The organism is Peptacetobacter sp. (genome assembly GCF_029264495.1).
Lineage (GTDB): Bacteria > Bacillota > Clostridia > Peptostreptococcales > Peptostreptococcaceae > Peptacetobacter.
In genome coordinates this window covers 1-1,835 of record NZ_JARIBH010000010.1, presented here as the reverse complement: position 1 = coordinate 1,835, position 1,835 = coordinate 1, and the positions used below count along the sequence as shown (strand labels likewise).

Genomic DNA, 1,835 nt, shown 5'->3' with positions numbered 1-1,835 from the left:
TCAAAATTAAAAATTGGTGATTCTGTTGGTATTGATGTTGATATCGATAAAAATATTAATCCTAAAGATTTAGTGCCAAATAGAATAATAGTTTATAATGATGTTTCTGATAGATAATAAAAAAGCTGCCACAAATACTATTTAAAGTACTCTTGTGACAGCTTTTTGTTTTTTATTTTACAGCTCTTAATATATGATCTGGTCCATAAGTATAAATTTTCATAGTTTTCTTATTTACTAAATAATTAAAATCTAAATCAGAGAACTCTATATTTCCTGATTCATAATAAAAATCAGATATATTAAATATATAATAATCTCTTCTAAGACTTGCTTTATCTACATAGTTATTTTTAGGATTATATGTGTAACAAACATCTTCTCTATTTGTTTTTAATTTTTTAAATAAATTCTCATATGCTTGATAAACACCTTTTCCAGAAGCTGCAGCTATGCAAGATGATTCTACATTAGGGTGTACATTTTCAAAATATACAAATAATAATTCATCAGCATTATTTAAAATACTTTTATCACTTTTAGAACTTACTAATACAATAGGTTGATCGTCTGTTATAGCTTCTACTGCAAAAGATCTATGTATATAGTCTGATTCTAGTACTGTAAATTCATCACAGTTTGGATAAAATTCTTTTATTACCTTCTTATTTGTTTCATATCTATCTTTTCCACCAATTCTTTTTGCATTAGTTTTTTTAACTAATGATTCACTTATAACAGAATTTCCACCTATTGCATATGTTTTTACTGATGATAAATTTGAATTTAATTTTTTACCATCTGTTACGATGACTGGCATTTTATTTTTTATAGCTACAGATGCTATTGATACAGCATCTGCTTCTCCATTTTTCCCATTTACAATTGCTACTGATTTTACTTTTGAAAGTCTATTTACTTCTTTAGCTACATTATAACTAGTTTCATATCTATCTTTTCCAGCTAATCTTTTTACATTAAAACCTTCTTTTTTTAATTTATTTTCAAGTTCTTTTGTTATTACTCTTGTTCCTCCTACAATATATATATCTTTTGTTGTTAACAAGTTTTTATCTACTGAACTTTTTCCATCCATTGTCATTACAGGCACTAAATTTGCATTTGCTGCTCCTATTAATCCACTTGCACTTAAACCATCTGATAATAGTTCCCTTTGAGAAACTAGTACTGTTGCATCTGCATCATCATCTATACATTCTTCGAAATTATCATACATATCGATAGGACCTAAATCCAAATATTCTAGATCAAAATCATATGTTTCATCATCTGCTGCAACACTAATTACAGTAGAAAAAGTTAATATAAATCCTAACATCATTGCCAAAATTTTATTTTTCATATCTTTTTCTCCTTTAAATAAATTTATCTTAACTTAATGATAACATCTATTTTATATAAATTCAATAAATTCCAAATTTTTATTCTGCTAATTCTTCATAATTTTATGTCATATTTCAATACATTCGTATATAATAATCTTGTATTAAATTAATTATTTTAGGAGTAAAGTTATGAAAAAATATATACTAATAATATTATTCAAGCTATTGTTTCTTCAAAAACAAGAGAGCAATACAAAATAGATATTATAGAAAAAGGATTGAATAAATATTTTTCAACATCTATTTTGGCAGATGATACCAAAGTTCATAAACCAAATCCTGAACCATTATTAAAATGTTTGTCTGTATTAAATTTAAAACCTGAAGATGTTTTATATATAGGTGATACATATTCAGATTTTTTAGCTGCCAAAAATGCCTCTATTGATTTTGGATATGCTAAATGGGGTAGCTTTTCTGATTTTGGTA

At 25.3% G+C, this 1,835-nt stretch carries 2 protein-coding genes; one reads left to right on the top strand and one right to left on the bottom strand.

Features of this window, described 5'->3' with window-relative positions; translation table 11 throughout:
- Positions 1 to 172: 172 nt before the first annotated feature.
- A complete protein-coding gene (locus Q1J78_RS01110; RefSeq protein ID WP_300276042.1) occupies positions 173 to 1,363 on the bottom strand; it encodes a cell wall-binding repeat-containing protein in 1,191 nt (396 codons plus the stop codon).
- A gap of 180 nt (positions 1,364 to 1,543) precedes the next feature.
- On the opposite strand from Q1J78_RS01110, the gene Q1J78_RS01105 reads away from it, so the two are divergent.
- Positions 1,544 to 1,835 (top strand): HAD family hydrolase (locus Q1J78_RS01105; protein WP_330683262.1); only part of this gene is annotated, 292 nt, incomplete at its 3' end.